Origin of the sequence: Bradyrhizobium diazoefficiens (assembly GCF_016612535.1) — a bacterium.
Classification (GTDB): Bacteria; Pseudomonadota; Alphaproteobacteria; order Rhizobiales; family Xanthobacteraceae; genus Bradyrhizobium; species Bradyrhizobium diazoefficiens_C.
In genome coordinates, this window is sequence record NZ_JAENXS010000002.1 from 1,149,954 (window position 1) to 1,166,697 (window position 16,744).

14 protein-coding genes and 1 tRNA gene are annotated in these 16,744 nt (G+C 64.4%); 3 read left to right on the forward strand and 12 right to left on the reverse strand.

What is annotated here, in order from left to right; all coding sequences use genetic code 11:
- The first annotated feature begins 22 nt into the window (after positions 1-22).
- Positions 23-589: an invasion associated locus B family protein gene (locus tag JJE66_RS22350; protein WP_200516652.1), complete on the forward strand. Its 567-nt coding sequence runs from the start codon at positions 23-25 to the stop codon at positions 587-589.
- Between the two features lie 16 nt (positions 590-605).
- On the opposite strand, the gene JJE66_RS22355 is transcribed toward JJE66_RS22350, so the two are convergent.
- The 11 genes from JJE66_RS22355 to JJE66_RS22405 form a co-directional block, all read right to left on the reverse strand.
- A complete protein-coding gene (locus JJE66_RS22355) occupies positions 606-2,894 on the reverse strand; it encodes an arylsulfatase (protein WP_200516653.1) in 2,289 nt (762 codons plus the stop codon).
- 88 nt (positions 2,895-2,982) lie between these two features.
- Entirely contained in the window at positions 2,983-3,702 is a 720-nt protein-coding gene (locus tag JJE66_RS22360; protein WP_200516654.1) for an ABC transporter ATP-binding protein, read from the reverse strand.
- Positions 3,699-4,466: an ABC transporter ATP-binding protein gene (locus JJE66_RS22365; protein ID WP_200516655.1), complete on the reverse strand. Its 768-nt coding sequence runs from the start codon at positions 4,464-4,466 to the stop codon at positions 3,699-3,701. The genes JJE66_RS22360 and JJE66_RS22365 overlap by 4 nt, the downstream gene beginning before the upstream one ends.
- Positions 4,456-5,427: a branched-chain amino acid ABC transporter permease gene (locus JJE66_RS22370; protein ID WP_200516656.1), complete on the reverse strand. Its 972-nt coding sequence runs from the start codon at positions 5,425-5,427 to the stop codon at positions 4,456-4,458. The genes JJE66_RS22365 and JJE66_RS22370 overlap by 11 nt, the downstream gene beginning before the upstream one ends.
- A 41-nt stretch (positions 5,428-5,468) precedes the next feature.
- The gene (locus JJE66_RS22375; RefSeq protein WP_200516657.1) at positions 5,469-6,332 is read right to left on the reverse strand and encodes a branched-chain amino acid ABC transporter permease; all 864 of its coding nucleotides are present in this window, start codon (positions 6,330-6,332) and stop codon (positions 5,469-5,471) included.
- 66 nt (positions 6,333-6,398) lie between these two features.
- Complete coding sequence (locus JJE66_RS22380) at positions 6,399-7,652, reverse strand: ABC transporter substrate-binding protein (RefSeq protein ID WP_200516658.1); 1,254 nt, start codon at positions 7,650-7,652, stop codon at positions 6,399-6,401.
- A gap of 997 nt (positions 7,653-8,649) precedes the next feature.
- Entirely contained in the window at positions 8,650-9,015 is a 366-nt protein-coding gene (locus JJE66_RS22385; protein WP_200516659.1) for a DUF1428 domain-containing protein, read from the reverse strand.
- Between the two features lie 153 nt (positions 9,016-9,168).
- Positions 9,169-9,242 (reverse strand) — tRNA-Gln (locus tag JJE66_RS22390).
- 170 nt (positions 9,243-9,412) lie between these two features.
- On the reverse strand, positions 9,413-9,616 hold the full coding sequence (locus JJE66_RS22395; RefSeq protein ID WP_200516660.1) for a hypothetical protein: 204 nt from the start codon (positions 9,614-9,616) through the stop codon (positions 9,413-9,415).
- 118 nt (positions 9,617-9,734) lie between these two features.
- Positions 9,735-10,640 carry a ribonuclease Z gene (locus JJE66_RS22400; protein ID WP_200516661.1) on the reverse strand — a complete coding sequence of 302 codons (906 nt, stop codon included), beginning with the start codon at positions 10,638-10,640 and terminating at the stop codon, positions 9,735-9,737.
- 4 nt (positions 10,641-10,644) lie between these two features.
- Positions 10,645-11,241, reverse strand: a complete 597-nt coding sequence (locus JJE66_RS22405) for a TetR/AcrR family transcriptional regulator (protein WP_200516662.1) — start codon at positions 11,239-11,241, stop codon at positions 10,645-10,647.
- A gap of 200 nt (positions 11,242-11,441) precedes the next feature.
- Here JJE66_RS22405 and JJE66_RS22410 point away from each other — a divergent pair, with 200 nt between their 5' ends.
- Both JJE66_RS22410 and JJE66_RS22415 read left to right on the forward strand, forming a co-directional pair.
- Positions 11,442-12,683, forward strand: a complete 1,242-nt coding sequence (locus JJE66_RS22410) for an efflux RND transporter periplasmic adaptor subunit (RefSeq protein ID WP_200516663.1) — start codon at positions 11,442-11,444, stop codon at positions 12,681-12,683.
- A gap of 139 nt (positions 12,684-12,822) precedes the next feature.
- The gene (locus JJE66_RS22415) at positions 12,823-16,011 is read left to right on the forward strand and encodes an efflux RND transporter permease subunit (RefSeq protein ID WP_200516664.1); all 3,189 of its coding nucleotides are present in this window, start codon (positions 12,823-12,825) and stop codon (positions 16,009-16,011) included.
- On the opposite strand, the gene JJE66_RS22420 is transcribed toward JJE66_RS22415, so the two are convergent.
- The gene (locus JJE66_RS22420) at positions 16,008-16,736 is read right to left on the reverse strand and encodes a sulfite exporter TauE/SafE family protein (RefSeq protein WP_200516665.1); all 729 of its coding nucleotides are present in this window, start codon (positions 16,734-16,736) and stop codon (positions 16,008-16,010) included. The two genes, JJE66_RS22415 and JJE66_RS22420, sit on opposite strands and share 4 nt — an antisense overlap.
- Between the last annotated feature and the right edge of the window lie 8 nt (positions 16,737-16,744).

Sequence of the window (16,744 nt, forward strand, 5' to 3'; positions counted from 1 at the left end):
TTCACGCCAACGCGGTTACGCCATGCCCATGCAATCCAGACTTGTCGTCCTCGCCGCCGCTGTCCTGTTGTCGACCGGTGCCGTGTGTGCCCAGCAGGGCGCTAAGAAGAGCTCAGCTCCCGCGGCCGCGCAGCCCGCGCCTGCACCGACCCAGCCGCAAGCCGAGGGCGCTCCGGCGCAACAGCCCGGCTGGATCGCACGCTGCACCAGCGTCAGCCGCGACGCCCCGCTCGAATGCGCGATCGAGCAGAACGCGGTCCTGACCAAAACCGGCCAGACCATCATCCTGATCAACATCCGCATCGCCCCCGATACCCGCACGCCAGTCGCGCTGCTGCAATTGCCGCTCGGCCTCAATTTGCCGGTTGGCGCAAAACTCCAGGTCGACGAGGGCAAGACCGTCGATCTCCAGATTCAGACCTGCGAGAACCGCGGCTGCTACGCCTCGACGCCGATCGCGCCGGACCTGCTTGCGAGCCTGAAGTCGGGCAAGCAGTTGAAGGTCTCCTTCCAGAACATGGCCAAGGAGACGATCGCGATCCCGATGCCGCTGAACGATTTCGCGGCGGCCTACGACAAGATCAAGTAGCCGATCTCGCCGTCCGCTACTGCCGCGCCATCTGCGCATTGCCAACGGCCTCGCCGTCGAGCTTCTGGTCGTTGTGCATGGTGACGGTGACACGCGAGAGCCTTCCCTCGAATTCGAACGGCGCAGCGTAGTGCGACACCGGGCTGCCGCGGTCGCGGCCGATGTCGAGGCCGGACCACGAGATCAGGGTGTGGAAGCCGAGCTGCGTCTGGAGCGAGCCGGCCGGCTCACCGTCGATCAGCAGCGTGTAGTCGGTGACGCCGGTGCGCGAGCCCATGGCCGGCGGCTCCTTGCGGACAAGACGCTCGACATGCACGCCGAGCCGCCGCGCCCCCGACGGCACCTTGCGGTCCGAGCGCACGACCTGGTGGCTGCCGCCGATGTTGAGATCGTGCACGAGGTGGCCGTCCTTGACGTAGAGGCTATAGCCGGACGTCGCATCGCCATGCGAGATCAGCACGCCGCTGGCCCCCGCCTCCTCGATCTCGACATGTGCCTCGATCGTGTAGCTGCGGCTGCGCACGTCGGGCGCAACGTCGGTCGGCACATGGCCCATTCCGTGGTGAAAGACGAAATGGTGGCGCGCGCCATGGAAGCGCGCGGCGTTCTCGGCAAAGCGCGGCCCGAAGCGGTCGTCGAGCGGCAGCACGTTGTGCTTCTCGGCCTCGCCCCACCATGTCGCGATCATCTGGCCCAACCGCTCCGGCTCTTTCGCCGCGAGATCGTTGGTCTCGGAGAAATCCTCATCGAGGTGAAACAGCTCCCATTTGTCGTTCTCGAACGGCGTCCCCGGCGGATGATAGGCGACGGCCTTCCAGCCGCGCTGCCAGAGGCCGCGATGGCCGAACATCTCGAAATATTGCGCTGACGTCTTCGACGGTGCCGAGGCATCCGCGATCGAACGCGCGAAGCTCTCGCCTTCGAGCGGCATCTGCCGGCAGCCGGCGATCTCGTGGGGCGCCTCGATGCCGATCAATTCCAACAGCGTCGGCGTCAGGTCGCTGGCATGCACGAACTGGTGACGTAGCTCGCCCCTGGCCGCAATGCGCAGCGGCCAGTTGACGACGAAGGGATCGCGGATGCCGCCGCCATGGGTGTTCTGCTTGTAGCGCCGCAGCGGCGTGTTGGAGGCCATGGCCCAGCCGTGCGGGAAATTGCTGTGGGTGTCGGGGCCGCCGATGTCGTCGATGCGGGCGAGCTTTTCCGCGATCGGCTCCGGCTTGAAATTGAATGGCCCCATCGCATTGACGAAGCCGAGCGGTCCGCCCTCCTGGCTCGCGCCATTGTCGGACATCACGATGATCATCGTGTTGTCGCGAATGCCGGCCGTCTCCAGGAACGAGACCAGACGTGCAAGATGCCGATCGGAATGATCGAGCATGCCGGCGAAGGCCGCCTGCAGTCGCGTGAACACGCGGCGCTCGTCGGCCGAATGGTCTTCCCAGGCCTTGACGCCGTCATTGCGCGCCGGCATCCGCGTGTCCGGCGGCACCAGCCCCATGGCCTTCTGGCGCGCGAGACGCCGCTCGCGTTCGACGTCCCAGCCATGCGCGAAGGACGCGTCGTAGCTTCGGATGATATCGACCGGCGCCTGGTGCGGCGCGTGGCAGGCGCCGAGCGCAACCCAAGTGAGCCAGGGAATGTCGGGCCGATCGGCGTGATGATCGCCGATGAAGCGGATGGCCTGGTCGATCAGGTCCTCGGTCAGATGATAACCGTCGGCATAGGCCCCGGGAGGGTCGATATGCGTGTTGTCCGAGACGAGCTCGGGCGCGTATTGATCGGTCTCGGCATCGAGGAAGCCGTAGAAGCGATCGAAACCGCGTCCCAGCGGCCAGCCGTCGAACGGACCGGTCGCGCCGCTCTCGGTCAGCGGCGTGACGTGCCATTTGCCGATCATGTAGTTGCGATAGCCGTGCACGCGCAGCATCTCGGCGAGCGTGCCCGCCTCGCGGGCGATCTTGCCGCGATAGCCGGGATAGCCGGAATCGAAATTGGCGAGACACCCGACGCCGACCGAATGGTGGTTGCGCCCGGTGAGCAGCGCAGCGCGCGTCGTCGAGCACATCGCGGTGGTGTGGAAGCCGGAATAGCGCAAGCCTTCCGCGGCGAGCCGGTCGATGGTCGGCGTCTTGATGCGCGAGCCGTAGCAACCGAAATCGGAGAAGCCGACATCGTCGAACAGCACGACGAGGATGTTTGGCGCGCCCTCGGGCGGTTTGGGCGCCTCCGGCCACCAAGGCTTGGACTCCGCAACCGTCTTGCCGACGGTGCCGCGGAACGGCGTGCCGCTGCCTGCGCTCATCAGATCCTCCCTGTTTTTCGCACCGATGGACACGGTTGACCCGCAGCCCGTCCTTCTGCCTGTCACTGCTGCTCCAGGCGGAGATAAATCAATCTAAGCCCAAATAAGCCTTCTGCACCTGCGGATCCTCGGCCAGCGCCGCCGCGGGTCCCGAGAGCACGCTCTTCCCGACCTGGAGCACCGTCGCATAATCCGAGACCTCGAGCGCCAGCTCGATCGACTGCTCGGCGAGCAGGAGGGTCAGCCCCTCGCGATGCAAACGGCCAAAGGTCTCGTACATGGACTCGACCACCGCTGGCGCCAGGCCGAGCGAGGGCTCGTCGAGCATCAGCAATTTCGGGTCGCTCATCAGCGCGCGGCCGACCGCGAGCATCTGCCGCTCGCCGCCGGACATGGTGCCGGCGCGCTGATTGCGGCGTTCCTTCAGGCGCGGAAAGAACTCATAGACACGTCCCAGCAGAGCGGCCTTGTGCGACTTGTCGTGCAGCGGCGTTGCGCCGAGCATCAGGTTGTTCTCGACGCTCTGCTGCACGAACAGCCGCCACCCCTCGGGTGACAGTGCAAGCCCCTTGCGCACGATCGCAAACGCCCTCTCGCCGGCGATCTCCTCGCCGCGAAAGCTGATCGATCCCGAATGCACGGGGATGAGGCCGGCGATGGCGTTCAGCGTCGTGGTCTTGCCACCGCCATTGGAGCCGAGCAGCGCGACGACGCTGCCCTCAGGCACCTCCAGCGAGACGTCGGAAACGCCGATGAGGTCGCCATAGCGCACCTCGAGGTGCTCGATCCGCAGCAACGCCCCACTCATAAGTCCGGCCCGCCCATCAGCTCGACCGGCGTGTGTCCGGCGGCCGCCTTGGCGGCGCGCTTGCCGAGATAGGCCTCGATCACGGCGGGGTTGGAGGTGACCTCGCGCGGAGAGCCGCGGGCGATCTCCTTGCCCTGGTGGAACACCATGACGCGGCTTGCGAGCGACATGATCACCTCCATGATGTGCTCGACGATGACGAGCGTGATGCCGGACCGATGGATGTCGCGGACGAGATCGATGGCGAGCTTCACCTCATGTGCGTTGAGGCCGGCCATGGCCTCGTCGAGCAGCAACACTTTTGGCTCGGTCGCGAGCGCGCGCGCAATCTCCAGCCGCTTGCGACCGGGCGTGCCGAGCGAGCGCGCCGGCGCATCCGCGAGCCGGCTCATGCCGACGCGTTCCAGCACCGCGCGCGCCTTGACTTCGGCGTCCTTGCGATGCGCGCTGCGCAGGAAGGCGCCGATCATGACGTTTTCCAGCACCGTCATGCCCTCGAAAGTCTGTGGCACCTGAAACGTACGGGCAAGGCCGAGCCCGGCACGCAGCTCCGGCGTGGCGTCGGTGATGTCGCGCCCCTCGAACAGCACGCAGCCGGAGGTGGTCTTGAGATCGCCGGTGAGGCAATTGAAGAAGGTGGATTTTCCCGCGCCGTTCGGGCCGATCAGGCCGAGAATGTCGCCCTGCTCCAGCGTCACGGAGGCATCGTCCACCGCCTTGAAGCTGCCGAACGCTTTGGTAATTCCGCGTGCCTCAAGGAGCATGGCTTGCTCCCGTGTCTGAAGTCCGCTTGCTCTGCCGCATGAACAGGCTGAGCAAACCGCTGGGCTGGAAGCGCGCGATCAGCACGATGATCGCGCCATAGAGCACGAAGGTGAGCCCTGCTCCCCTGCCGCCGAGCCAGCTGTTGGAAATCTCCTCCAGCGGCACCAGGATCGCCGCGCCGACCAGCGGCCCGAACAACAGTCCAGCTCCGCCCAGCGCCGCCATGATCAGGATCTTCACCGAGATCAGAGTGCCGAACCCGGACTCTGGATCGACGAAGCCGAACATCATCGCATAGAGCGCGCCGGCGACGCTCGTCAGCGCAGCGCTCAGCATATAGGCATAGAGTTTCGTGCGGCTGGCCGGCGCGCCGAGCGAGCGCGCGGCGCGCTCGGAATCCTTGATCGCGCGCAGGTAAAATCCCATCCGGCTGTTGGTCATCCACCAGGTGATGAGCAGCGTGATCGTGAGGACGACAAGGAAGAGATAATAATACGGCAGCGACGACAGGAACGAGAGATCGAAGATGTTGCGCGGCACGGTCGGCCCCGAGAGGCCGACGGCCGCACCCAACCAGTCGGTATTGGTGACGATCAGCCGCATCGTCTCGGCGACCGCGATCGTCGCCATGCTGAAATAGTGACCTGACAGCCGCAGCGTTGGCACGCCGATGATTGCAGCCAAGCCTACCGCCACCACGATGCCGCCGGGAATACCGAACAGCGGCGACAGGCCGAATTTGGCGTAGGACCCCATCGCAGCATAGGCGCCGCAGCCGAAGAATACGACATGGCCGACCGAGACCTGACCGGCATAGCCGCCGACGATGTTCCAGGCAGACGCAGCGATCGCATAGAGCAGCACCAGCGCACCGAGGCGCTGCTGGAACGGCGAGGACAGCAGCAGCGGATAGGCAATCGCCACCGCTGCGACGACCGAAAGCCAGATCAGGCGCCGCATCACATCTTCCCCATCAGGACTTGCTCATCAGGACTTGCCCATCAGGTCTTGCCCATCAGGCCCTGTGGCCGGAACCAGAGGAAGAACAGGAACAGGACATAGACGACGATGTCCTTGTAGACCGCGCCGATCAGATAGCCCGAGAGCGACTCGATCACGCCGATCAGGAGGCCCGCGACCAGCGCGCCCGGCACGCTGCCGAAGCCGCCGAGCGAGACCGTGACGAAGGCAACGATGCTGAGCGTCTCGCCGACGGTCGGCACGATGTAGAAGAAGTTCGCGATCAGCGCGCCGGCCAGCCCCGTGGCACCGGCCGCAATCGCCCAGGCGATGGCCTGCATGGTGTCGGGCCGGATCCCCATCAGCTGGGCCGCGGTCTGATCCTCCGCCACTGCCAGCATCTTCGAGCCGAGCGAGGTGCGCGTCAGCAGGAGATGCAGGCCGAGCGTCACCAGCAACGCAACCACACCGGCAAGCAGCCGCGAGGCCTCGATGCGCAGGCCCGCAAACGCATACGTGCCGCCGACGATGTCCTGCGGCATCGACAGGAAATTGGCGCCGAACCACCAGAACACGGAATAGCGCAGCAGCAGCGCCAGCCCGAAGGTGCCGAGGATCTGCGCCAGCATCGGCCCCTTCATGATGTCGCGGATCAGCGCGAAGTAGACGACCACGCCGACGGTGGCGAGCACCAGCGTTGCGAGCGGCGCACCGAGAAGCGGCCCGCCCCCCATCAGGATGTAGACGACATAGGCGACGTACATGCCGAGCATGACGAAATCGCCATGCGCGAAATTGACGATGTTCATCATTCCCCACACCAGCGTGAGGCCCGAGGAAAACAGGGCGTAGACGGCGCCAAGCAGAAGCCCGCCGACGATCACCTGGACGAGTACAAAGGACATGAGCCGCGTTGCTCTGATCAAATCATCCCGGGAAAGGCGGGGCGCGCGGCCCCGCCTTCAAAAATCTCACCAGCCCTTGTAGGGCAGCATCGGCGCCTTCACGGCGTTCGCCTTCGGCCAGACCGCGGTGTAGTTCTCGCCATCCTGGAGCTGGATGATGAGGCCGGAGGCGAGCACGTTCTGGCCCTTGTCGTCGAACTTGACGCCCTTGTAGCCCATCATGAGTTGCTCAGGCTTCAAGTCGGTCGCCTTCAGCGCCGCCTGGATTTTCGCGGGATCGGTCGAGCCGGCGCGGTCGATCGCATCGGCGAGCACGAAGAAGCCCTGCATCTCGCGGCCGACGGTGTCGTCCATCTCCTCGCCGCTCTTCTTCTTGTACATGTCGGCGATGATGGCCGATGGCGAGCCGGACGGACCCACCGACCAGGACGAACGGTTGAAGACGCCCTGCGAGATCTTGCCGACGGCCTTGATGAAGGACGGATCGGAATAGCCGGCGTCGTCGGCGAGCAGCACCGCCGGCTTGTAGTCGAGCGACTGCATAGTTTTGGCAAACAGGATCGCATCCGACGTGTAGGAGATCATGATGATCACGTCGGGCTTCTTGTCCTTGAGCTGGAGCACCTGGCCCTGCACGTCGGTCGCGTTGACGGGATAGGCGATGTCGAGCGCGACCGCTTGGCCCTTCTCCTTGAAGGCGGCGCTAATGGTATTGGCGACCGAGGTGCCGTATTCGGTGTTGTCGTGAACCAGAGCCACGCTGTCGGTCTTGGCGCCCTGCGCCTTGATGTCCGCGAGGAAATCGACGTAGGCCTTGGCAAAATCGGTGGCGATCGGCGTGGTGCGGAAGAACCATTTGAAGCCGCGCTCGGTGAGATTGGCGGCGACGGACTCCGAATTGAGATAGGGAATGCCGTATTTCTCGGCGATCGCGCTCGACGTCAGCGTGATGCCGGACTGGTAGGCGCCGAACACGGCCGCCACCTTGTCTTCGGTGATCAGACGCAGCGCCTGGTTCTGGCCCGTCGCCGGGTTGCCCTGGTTGTCTGCGAACACGGCCTCGATCTTGGCGCCGCCGAGGCCGGCAAGGCCTGCGTTCTTGGCCAGCGGCAGATTGGCGAGCTCGGGATGGGCGTTGTTGATGATGTCCATGGCGACCTCGAGCGCCGCCTTGGCGTGCGCGCCGATCGAGGCGGTGCCGCCGGACATCGGCAGGATCACGCCGATCTTGACCACCTTGTCCTCGGCCCGCGCGCCCGCGGCGAGCGCAATGGACATCGCGGCCGCGCAGAGCAGCCCCGTGACGTGGTTCAATGTCATGAAATCAGACCTCCCAAAGGGTTTCCCCAACCAAGATTTTTGGAAGGCTCGGCAAAGCGCCCGCTTCCGTTTGATTATGCCTGGCGATGAGAGGATGGCATGCTGACAAGTTACCGGCAAGGTGAAACGGATTGCGACGATGCTGCATAAGGTGGCAGCGATTACGGTCTGAGAGACACACGGCTCAATTGCAGATGGTTCGTGCAATCCAGAACAACTCCGAGCCGCGGACGCACCCTGGCGATCTCGCGACATGTTTTGCCCGAGTCTTGCGCGTCTCGTCACGCCCTCTCCGAAAGGGCGCAGGGAAGACCGGGCGCCGGCTGGCACCCATAAAGCCCCCATGCGAACATGATGCACACGTAATGCACAGGGGAGACACAGGGCAACCGAAACTCGGCCTTCCCTGCGCGATGGTTGACGGCTTATGCGCGCTCTCCCCGGAGACGAGTTCCTTTTGCCTCCGTCACCCCGCAAAATGCACGCCACCGCATCGGTTGACGCAATGACGCCTTCGCGAAGGCTGGACCGTAGCGACGACGGCCAGGACCACACGGTTTCGCCGTACGCGAGCTTCCCTGCGTCGCCCAAGGGGCTTCGCAGGACATCGAGCGCCGTTCGTACAACGCGGCTTGCCTGTGGCTCACAGGGCTCGGCTCAATCCACTGCCCCGCCCTGCCACTTGCATCCGCGACGGCGCTGCCCGCGTCCACCGCAATCCCTGCCCGCGTTCGTGACGACGTACGACCGCCCCTTTGGTGGGCTGGGATGCGCGACACATACGACAAATCCGAATTTCGGTAAAGTGGAATGTTTTTGCCTGACGGGATTGACGGCTCTCTCGCGTGTTTTGCCTGGCGACAGCACAAGGGATTGTGGCTCCGTACGATTGTCCGGCCTGGGGCGCGAATGCGTAGGGTGGGTTAGCCGAAGGCGTAACCCACCACTTCCATTTCCGCGGATATAAAAGTGGTGGATTACGCTACGCTAATCCACCCTACGAAGCAGACTCGTCGCTCGCGCTCAGCAGCTTCGTGAAGCCGCCATAAATCATGCGCTTGCCGTCGAATGGCATGTCGGAGCCCTTGAGCCGCGGATCGGCCATCACCTTCTTGTTCACGGCATCGCGGCTCGCGCGGTCGCTGTAGACGATCCAGGAGAACACCACGACCTCGTCCTCGGTGGCCATCACCGCGCGCGGAAACGATGTGAGCTCGCCATAGGGCACGTCATCACCGATGCATTCGACATAATCGAGCGCGCCATGCTCCATCCACACCGCGCAAGCCGTTCGCGCCAGCGCCTTGTAGGCCTCCATCTTGTCCTTGCGTACAGCCAGCACGAAACCATCGACATAGGGCATCACGGATCTCCTTGGGTTGTGTGCCCCAGGACGAACGGCGGCGCGGCAATCCGACCCGGGAACGCGATTTTCAGCTGAGGCAAACCGCCGCGAGCGGTGACGCGCGAGCCGCCGGAGAAGAGGCAAATCAGACCTGAGGAGAGCACGCGGAATTGGCTGGGGAACTAGGATTCGAACCTAGACAAACAGAGTCAGAGTCTGTTGTGCTACCGTTACACCATTCCCCAACGGAATAGCCGAACAAATTCAACGCTTTATTGACTTGTCCGACTGCGGCCGGAAGCGCGTTTGGCGCAAATCACGGCTCAGGCGTGGCAGCGTTCTACCCGCTCGGCTTTGGGCTGGCAAGCGCCGCGGTCGGCTGTTCTGTGACTCGCGGGCAGGACTGGGGACACGCCTATTCCGGCACCAGCGTTGCAAGGCCGGCTTCGATGATGGTGATGTCCTCGCTCACCTGCGTGATGGCTTGCTTCGGGTCGACACCGGTCACGGCCGCGAGCTGCCGCAGGAGGTCCTGGCGATGCGCCAAGATCTCTTCCAGCGCATCGCGATCGTTCAGCCTGACATAGCCTTCGACGATCAATTCAACGGAACGAGACATATGACTCTCAATACAAAAGCGTTTTCTGATCGCCGAAAATATCGCGCCGCCGCGCGGTTGCGGGAATGAAGTCGCGTCAACCTTGACAGGTAAGATTAATGGCCGCGCAACGCACTGCCTAAACAGCGACGCGATCGAAATCGGCGGCGATCCGGGCGTTCGGGAAAATCCTTGCCGCTTCCGTCAAAATCTCTTCGTTCTCATATCGGCCCGACAGATGCGTGAGCACGAGCCGTTGGACGTTGTTTGCGGCCGCGAACCGAGCCGCCTCCGCCGCGGTCAGATGGCCATAGTCCCGCGCGGTCGGCGCGTCGCGATCCAGGAACGTCGCCTCGATCACAAGCAGGTCTGCGCCTGCGACGTGTTCGGAGAGCCCATCGGTGGCCTCGATGTCGCCGATCACGACCAGCTTCTTGCCGCCGCTCGGAGGACCCAGAACATCCTCCGGATCGATCGTCCGGCCGCCTTCAAGGATGCCCGGCCGTCCCGCGGCCAGCTCGCCGCGTAGGGGACCATCCGGCACATCAAGCGCAGCAAGGCGATCGGGCAAGAGATGGCGGCGCGCGGGGCTTTGCAATGAGAAGCCAAAACTGTCGGTGCCGCGGTGACGGACCGCAAAGCAGTCGATGGTGAAATCGCCGGCGTCGATAACCCGCCCTTCAGCCAGCGGCGCGAACTCCACCGCGATCGGCGCCCGGCCCGCGCCCCACAGGCCTGCAAGCATGCGGATGACGATGTCGAGCGTGCCCGGACCGCCATGGACGGTCATCACGTCGGAGGTCTGCCGCAGCCCCAGGGTCGAGAAGAGACCGGGGATACCAAGCACGTGATCGAGATGACCATGCGTCAGCAGAATGCGGTCGAGACGCCGAAATCCGGCACCGCTCCGTAACAGCTGGCGCTGTGTCCCTTCACCGCAATCGATCAGCATGCGCTCGCCCGCGGCCTCGACGAGAAGCGCCGGATGATTGCGCTCGGCGGATGGGACGCTGGCCGAGGTGCCGAGAAATGTCAGGGCGAACATCGTTCTATTTCGACTGCATCTCCACCGCCTGCACCGCCACGTCCGCCACCTGCCGCAGCGCCTCGCGGTCGGAACCTGAGGACGCCATCACGCCCATCCCGACAGACACCGCCGAAACATAGCGCGCGAGTGCTGCGGGATCCGCCGTCGGCTTCAGATCGCCTTCGGCCTTGGCGCGGACGAAACGGTCGCGGAGCTGGTCTTCGTTCTCAGCGCGGCGGGCGGCGAGCTCGAACGGAACGTTTTCGGAGCCGGTGCCGCAGGCAATGCCGCCCTGCACGAGCAGGCAGCCCGGCGGATTGGCGGGATCGGTCTGCTTCTGGGCGATACCCATCAGCATCCGCTCGGCGACCTCGCGAGCGGTGGGCGCGGCCACCACCTCGTCCATCCAGACGCTGCGGAGCTTGGTGTAGCGGTCGAGCGCAGCCTTCAGCAGGCCTTCCTTGTTGCCGAAGCAGGCATAGAGGCTCGGCGGATTGATGCCCATGGCCTCGGTGAGCTCTGCAATGGTGGCGCCCTCGTAGCCGTGACGCCAAAACACTTCCATCGCCTGATCCAACGCCAATTCGGCGTCGAATTCGCGGGGGCGTCCCATGCCCATATGCCCTTCTCCTTGGGTTCGGCGTCGTCCCTCAACCTAACGCCTGATCCTATCTATTTGTTCTAGCTTTATTTTCTCCTCCGCCTTCCCCTGCTTGCGGTAAGCGGCTACAATTTTCTTAGCAAACGGTACATAAGTATCTTGCGCTGCGATATCCACCTCCACATCTGTAGTGAACACTACATTTCTGGAGCGCGCAAATGCCCCCCTCCCAAAATACCTCTCGCCCCGGCCGTATCCGCCGCCTGCTTGGCGGCGTTGCCATCGTGGGCTCGCTCGCCGTGGCCGGTTCGATCGCGACCGGCCACTATTTCCGTGCGGCGCAAGCGACCGCGACGGCGGCCGCGACTGAGCAAGCCGTCCCTGTCACGGTCGCGCTGATCGAACCGCGGCAGACTGTGCTGTGGGACGATTTTTCCGGCCGGCTCGAGGCGATCCAACGCGTCGAGCTGCGCCCGCGCGTGGCCGGCGCAATCATGTCGACCAATTTCACCGAAGGCGCGCTGGTGAAGGCCGGCGACGTCTTGTTCAAGATCGATCCTGCGCCTTACGCGGCCGAGGTCGACAAGGCCAACGCCCAGCTCGAGGCGGCCAAGGCGCGCGTGGTGTTCACCCAGAGCGAGCTCGAACGCGGCGCCCAGCTCGTCGGCAATGCCGTCGTGACGCGGCGTGACTACGACCAGCGCGACAACGCCAACCGCGAAGCTATCGCCAACGTGAAGGCGGCCGAAGCGACGCTCCAGACCGCAAAGCTCAATCTCGACTACACCGAGGTGCGCGCGCCCGTGGACGGCCGCGTCGGCAAGATCGAGATCACCGTCGGCAACCTCGTTGCCGCCGGCACCGCTTCCCCGGTGCTGACCTCACTGGTCTCGGTCAATCCGATCTACGCGTCCTTCGATGCGGATGAAGAGGTCGTGCTGCGCGCGCTGAACTCGATCGCAGACGCCTCCGGCAAGCGCGGCAATCTCGACCAGATCCCGGTCGAGATGGCGACCTCCGGCGGCCTCTCGGCCAAGGGCCACATCCAGCTCATCGACAACCAGGTCAACGGCCAGAGCGGCACCATCCGCGTCCGCGCGGTCTTTGGGAACGAGGACGGCCGCCTCATTCCCGGCCAGTTCGCACGCGTGCGCATGGGCCAGCCGAAGCAGCAGACGCTGGTGATGATCGACGAGCGCGCGATCGGCACCGACCAGGACAAGAAGTTCGTGATGGCCGTCGGCGACGACAGCCGCGCGGTCTACCGGCCGATCACACTCGGCGGCTCGGTCGATGGCTTGCGTATCGTGACGGCGGGGCTGAAGCCCGGTGATCGCATTGTCGTCAACGGCCTGCAACGCGTGCGTCCCGGCGCTCTCCTCAAGACCGAAGTCGCGGCGATGGGCGCGCGCGGGCAGCAGGCCTCCAACCACAGCAACCAGGACGTGGTGCAACGCTAGTTGCGTCGCTCCGGGCCGGACGACGCGGCCCGGAATGACGAAATCATAGACCAAGACATCGCATCTCGATCCCGGGTTTGCGGGCGACGCCCGCATCCCGGAGTGACGGGAGAGCTGTCTCTGACGCAGGGGCAAAGCCATGAATCTCTCAAAGTTCTTCATCGATCGTCCGATTTTTGCAGGCGTCCTTTCGGTCCTGATCTTCCTTGCGGGTCTGATCTCGCTGTTCGCGATGCCGATCTCGGAATACCCTGACGTCGTGCCGCCCTCCGTATTGGTGCGCGCGACCTATCCCGGCGCCAATCCCAAGGTGATCGCAGAGACGGTCGCGACGCCGATCGAGGAGCAGATCAACGGCGTCGAAGGCATGCTCTACATGTCGAGCCAGGCAACCACCGACGGCGCGATGACGCTGACGGTGACGTTCCGCCTCGGCACCGACCCCGACAAGGCGACGCAGCTGGTGCAGAACCGCGTGCAGCAGGCCGAGCCGCGCCTGCCGGCCGTCGTCCGCCAGCTCGGCATCATCACCAAGAAGTCGTCGCCCGACCTCACCATGGTCGTGCATCTGTTGTCGCCGAACAACCGCTACGACATGACGTATTTGCGCAACTACGCCGTGCTCAACGTCAAGGACCGGTTGGCCCGGATCGACGGCGTCGGTGACGTCCAGCTCTACGGCGCCGGCGACTATTCGATGCGGATCTGGGTCGATCCGCAGAAGGCGGCCGAGCATGGCCTGACCGCAAGCGATATCGTCAAGGCGATCCAGGCGCAGAACGTCGAGGCTGCGGCAGGCGTCGTGGGCTCCTCGCCGAACCTTAGGGGTATCGACCTGCAAATGTCGGTCAACGCCGAAGGGCGGCTTGCGAACGAAGAACAATTCGGCGACATCGTGGTCAAGACCGGCACGCGTGGAGAAGTCGTGCGGTTGCGCGACGTCGCGCGCATCGAGCTGGGCGCGTCCGAATACGGCCTGCGCTCGCTGCTCGACAACAAGCAGGCAGTCGCGATCCCGATCTTCCAGGCGCCGGGCTCCAATGCGCTGGAGATTTCCGGCCACGTCCGCGCCACCATGGCCGAGATCAAGAAGAACATGCCTGAAGGCGTGTCCTACCAGATCGTCTACGATCCCACCCAGTTCGTGCGCTCCTCGATCGAGGCCGTCATCCACACGCTGCTGGAGGCGATCGCGCTGGTGGTGCTGGTGGTGATCTTGTTCTTGCAGACCTGGCGCGCCTCCATCATCCCGCTGCTGGCGGTGCCGGTGTCGATCGTCGGCACCTTTGCGGTGATGCACCTGTTCGGCTTCTCCATCAACGCGCTCAGCCTGTTCGGCCTGGTGCTCGCGATCGGCATCGTCGTCGACGACGCCATCGTGGTGGTCGAGAACGTCGAGCGCAACATCGAGGGCGGACTGTCGCCGCGCGATGCCACCTATCAGGCGATGCGCGAGGTTTCGGGCCCGATCATCGCGATCGCCATGGTGCTGATCGCGGTGTTCGTCCCGCTCGCCTTCATCTCCGGCCTCACCGGCCAGTTCTACAAGCAGTTCGCGCTGACGATCGCGATCTCAACCGTGATCTCCGCCGTGAATTCACTGACGCTCTCCCCAGCCCTATCGGCCCTCCTGCTCAAGGGTCATGATGAGCCGAAAGATCAGCTCACGCTGATCATGGAAAAGAGCCTTGGGTGGTTCTTCCGCCGCTTCAATCGTGCGTTCACCTACTCCTCGGAAAGCTATAGCGGCACCGTCACCAAGGTCATCTCCGGCAAGGCGGCGGTGATGGGGCTCTATGTGGTGCTGGTCGGCGTGACCGCCTTCCTGTTCCAGCAAGTCCCGAGCGGCTTTGTGCCGGGCCAGGATAAGCAATATCTGGTCGGCTTCTCGCGACTGCCCGATGGTGCAGCGCTCGATCGCACCGAAGAGGTGATCCGCAAGATGAGCGACATCGCGCTGACCCAGCCCGGTGTCGAGAGTTCGGTCGCCTTTCCCGGCCTGTCGATCGCCGGCTTCACCAACTCGTCCAACGCCGGCATCGTGTTCTCGACGCTGAAGCCGTTCGAGGAGCGCAAGGGGGCTGCGCTGAGCGGTAATGCGATCGCGGCCGACCTCAACAAGAAGTATTCCGGCATCCAGGAAGCCTTCATCGCCATGTTCCCGCCTCCCCCGGTCAACGGCCTCGGCACTATCGGCGGCTTCAAGCTGCAGATCGAGGACCGCGCCGGTCTCGGCTATGAGGCGTTGAACGAGGCAACCAAGGCCTTCATGACGGCGATGCAGAAGGCGCCGGAGATTGCCGGCGTGTTCTCGAGCTTCCAGGTCAACGTGCCGCAGCTGTTCGCCGACATCGACCGCACCAAGGCGCTCCAGTTAGGCGTGCCCGTGACGGAAGTATTCAACACGCTCCAGATTTACCTGGGCTCCTACTACGTCAACGACTTCAACAAATTTGGCCGCACCTATTCCGTCTATGTCCAGGCCGACGCGCCGTTCCGCGCCCGCGCCGACGACATCAGGCAATTGAAGGTGCGGTCGTCCTCTGGCGACATGGTGCCATTGTCGGCCCTGCTCACGATCCGCCAGAGTGCGGGCCCGGAGCGGGCAATCCGTTACAACGGCTTCCTGTCGTCCGACATCAACGCCGCCGCCGCGCCCGGCTTCTCCTCCGGTCAGGCCCAAGAGGCCGCGACGCGGATCGCCGCGGAAACGTTGCCGCCCGGTTTTGCCTTCGAATGGACCGACCTGACCTATCAGGAATTCATCGCCGGCAATTCCGGCCTCTGGGTGTTCCCGCTGGCGATCCTGCTGGTGTTCCTGGTGCTCGCGGCTCTCTACGAGAGCCTGACCTTGCCGCTCTCGATCATCATGATCGTGCCGATGGGGCTGTTGGCGGCGATGTTCGGCGTCTGGCTCTCCAAGGGCGACAACAACGTCTTTACCCAGATCGGATTGATCGTGCTGGTCGGCCTCTCCGCCAAGAACGCGATCCTGATCGTCGAATTCGCGCGCGAGCTCGAATTCGCCGGACGCACGCCGATCCGGGCCGCGATCGAGGCGAGTCGCCTACGGCTCCGTCCGATCCTGATGACGTCGATGGCCTTCATCATGGGCGTGCTGCCGCTGGTGCTCTCGACCGGCGCCGGCTCGGAGATGCGGCGGGCGATGGGAGTCGCGGTGTTCTCCGGCATGATCGGCGTCACCGTGTTCGGCCTGTTCCTGACGCCGGTGTTTTACGTGCTGCTCAGAACCGTCACCGGCAACAAGGCGCTGGTGCATCACGGCAGCGACATCAGCGCCGCACCGGTTCAGGGCGCCGGCCACTAGATCAGCGAGATGCCCGACAACAACAGGAGGACGAGCACGGTCTTGCGAAAGACCGTCTCGTTGACCCTGTGAAAGGCGATCACGCCGAGCGCGGAGCCGGCGAACAACGCCGGCAGGCTGACGGCGAGGTCGACGAAGACCTTTGACGACAGATCCTGATGTCCGACCAGCAGGACGATCGCGAACAGCTGCATCGCGGCGATGAACGGCTGCACCAGGCCGCGCTGCTCGCTCTTGGGCACGCCGCGCATGTCGCACCAGATCGTCGGGATCGCACCGGGCATGGCGGTCAGGCCGCCGACGAGCCCTCCCCCGAATCCGATCAGCGCAACCCAGTGACGGCCGACGGCCTCACCGGCGGTCACCAGCGTCGGCCGCAGCAGCATATAGGCGGCATAGAGCGCAACGACCGCGCCAAAGCCGCGCCTGAGCAGATGCGTATCGGTCGACTGCAACAGCGAGACGGCGATAGGAACGCCGATCAATCCACCGACGATCAAGAGCAGGCTTCCTTCCCAGCGGATGCTGCGCCGGAGCGCCCACAGATTGGTCGCCTGCACACCGATGCTGCACGCCATCATCAGTGGCACGGCCTCGAGCGGCTGAAACACCCGCAGCAGGATCGCACCGGCGACGGCGGAGAATGCGAAGCCCGAAAGCCCCGAGACGAAGGCTCCAGCGAACACGGCGACGCTGAGCAGCAGCAGGGTCGTGATGTCAGGCACGGTCCACC

Excerpts from the sequence above, each read along its gene's own strand:
- JJE66_RS22370 (WP_200516656.1), bottom strand. The coding sequence starts at position 5,427 with ATGCGGCGCCTGATCTGGCTTTCGGTCGTCGCAGCGGTGGCGATTGCC.
- JJE66_RS22410 (WP_200516663.1), top strand. The coding sequence starts at position 11,442 with ATGCCCCCCTCCCAAAATACCTCTCGCCCCGGCCGTATCCGCCGCCTG.
- JJE66_RS22395 (WP_200516660.1), bottom strand. The coding sequence starts at position 9,616 with ATGTCTCGTTCCGTTGAATTGATCGTCGAAGGCTATGTCAGGCTGAAC.
- JJE66_RS22375 (WP_200516657.1), bottom strand. The coding sequence starts at position 6,332 with ATGTCCTTTGTACTCGTCCAGGTGATCGTCGGCGGGCTTCTGCTTGGC.
- JJE66_RS22415 (WP_200516664.1), top strand. The coding sequence starts at position 12,823 with ATGAATCTCTCAAAGTTCTTCATCGATCGTCCGATTTTTGCAGGCGTC.
- JJE66_RS22355 (WP_200516653.1), bottom strand. The coding sequence starts at position 2,894 with ATGAGCGCAGGCAGCGGCACGCCGTTCCGCGGCACCGTCGGCAAGACG.
- JJE66_RS22405 (WP_200516662.1), bottom strand. The coding sequence starts at position 11,241 with ATGGGCATGGGACGCCCCCGCGAATTCGACGCCGAATTGGCGTTGGAT.
- JJE66_RS22350 (WP_200516652.1), top strand. The coding sequence starts at position 23 with ATGCCCATGCAATCCAGACTTGTCGTCCTCGCCGCCGCTGTCCTGTTG.
- JJE66_RS22385 (WP_200516659.1), bottom strand. The coding sequence starts at position 9,015 with ATGCCCTATGTCGATGGTTTCGTGCTGGCTGTACGCAAGGACAAGATG.
- JJE66_RS22380 (WP_200516658.1), bottom strand. The coding sequence starts at position 7,652 with ATGACATTGAACCACGTCACGGGGCTGCTCTGCGCGGCCGCGATGTCC.
- JJE66_RS22400 (WP_200516661.1), bottom strand. The coding sequence starts at position 10,640 with ATGTTCGCCCTGACATTTCTCGGCACCTCGGCCAGCGTCCCATCCGCC.
- JJE66_RS22360 (WP_200516654.1), bottom strand. The coding sequence starts at position 3,702 with ATGAGTGGGGCGTTGCTGCGGATCGAGCACCTCGAGGTGCGCTATGGC.
- JJE66_RS22365 (WP_200516655.1), bottom strand. The coding sequence starts at position 4,466 with ATGCTCCTTGAGGCACGCGGAATTACCAAAGCGTTCGGCAGCTTCAAG.